This window comes from Oceanivirga salmonicida (assembly GCF_001517915.1).
Taxonomy (GTDB): Bacteria; Fusobacteriota; Fusobacteriia; order Fusobacteriales; family Leptotrichiaceae; genus Oceanivirga; species Oceanivirga salmonicida.
Genome location: NZ_LOQI01000129.1, coordinates 1 through 1,516 on the forward strand (window position 1 = coordinate 1; position 1,516 = coordinate 1,516).

Below are 1,516 nucleotides of genomic sequence, written 5' to 3' on the forward strand. Positions count from 1 at the left end.
TCTAATATTGCTATTTAAGCTGATAAATTATCATTTAAGGTATTAATAACAACTCTTCTGGACGGCAAGAGTTAATTTTAACGGGAAGCCGTTCTAATTCATTTTCCTGAATTTTTGAAAGGAGAATTGAAATGAAAGAAAAGTTAATGACAGATATTATTCAGGGTATGCTTCCATACCTTAATAATTATGAAATGAAAAAATTAAAGGAAGTATTAGAATATACCTTTTATCAATACTAAGGATGAAGAGAATTTAGCAATAGATGCTAATGAATAAAAATGATTATAAATCCTAAAATAGTAATACAAATATTTAATATTTATATTTTTTTTCGCAGTAATTTTACATACACGTTGATTTATTATAGCATTACTTTCATGATTATATATGGCAACTCTTCCTACCCAACTTAAAGGATTAGGTTTACTAACTGGATCACCTGTCAAAGCAAATAATATATCTCCTTTTTTTACCATGAATTTCTCAAATTTATTTGTGTCATCTATATTTATTGAAGAACTTTCCTTAAAAAATTGTATTTTTCCATCTTTTAGTTCTTTAATTTTTATAATTTTAAAATCTCCATTTTCAATAAAGTCTTTTGATTTAAAAGCATACCCATTTTGAAAATTTACAAAATCTTTTATTTGCATTTATCCACTTCCTATCATATAAATTTCTTATGAGCAATTTTAACATTACTCTGTTTAACCATTGCGTACTGCAATGTAGTGTCTATTTTTTTATGTCCTAATAATTGTTGTAATTGCTCTATAGGCATTCCTTTATCGATTGCCATAGTAGCAAGTGTCCTTCTAAATTTATGAGGATATACTCTTGTTATCCCTAATTTCTTACCTATATTTCTTAATCTTGACTCCACACCACCTATTGTAAGTCTTTTATTAGGTTTCCTTAATGATACAAATAAGGCTTTATTATTATCATTTCTTTCATTTAAATATTCAATTAAATGTAATTTTGTCCTTGCATCAAAATAAACTAATCTTTCTTTATTTCCTTTACCAAACACAATACATTCTCGCTCATTAAAATCAATATCATCTCTATTTAAAAGAACTAGTTCACCTATTCTCATACCTGTTGAAGCAAGCACATTTATCAAAGCTTGATCTCTTTTTTCTTCGCAACTATAACGCATCCTTTCAAGATCTTCATCTGAGTAAGTTTCTTTCATAGTATAAATTTGTTTAACTTTATGAATTCTTCTTACTGGACTTTTCATTATATAATCTTCATCTTCTAACCAAGAAAAAAATGATGATAGAATACGTCTTATATTATCCATTGTTGTTTTACTAGAATTTTTTAATTGTTGATATTCACTAAGATAAATTCTCAAATCTTCCGTTTTAATATGTCTAACATCTTTCTTAACTTTTATTATCAGTGAATTTATTGTATTTTTATAATAATTCAAAGTTTTTTCAGAACACCCCTCAAGTTTTTTAGCTAAAATAAAATAATCTATAAAACTATCATTATCATTAGC

At 25.8% G+C, this 1,516-nt stretch carries 2 protein-coding genes; both read right to left on the reverse strand.

What is annotated here, in order from left to right; genetic code table 11:
* Positions 1 to 215 precede the first annotated feature (215 nt).
* Positions 216 to 656, reverse strand: coding sequence for a restriction endonuclease subunit S (locus AWT72_RS08520; RefSeq protein ID WP_067143618.1), 441 nt, complete (start codon positions 654 to 656; stop codon positions 216 to 218).
* Between the two features lie 14 nt (positions 657 to 670).
* On the reverse strand, positions 671 to 1,516 hold an 846-nt coding region (xerA, locus tag AWT72_RS08525; RefSeq protein ID WP_067143621.1), incomplete at its 5' end, for a site-specific tyrosine recombinase/integron integrase.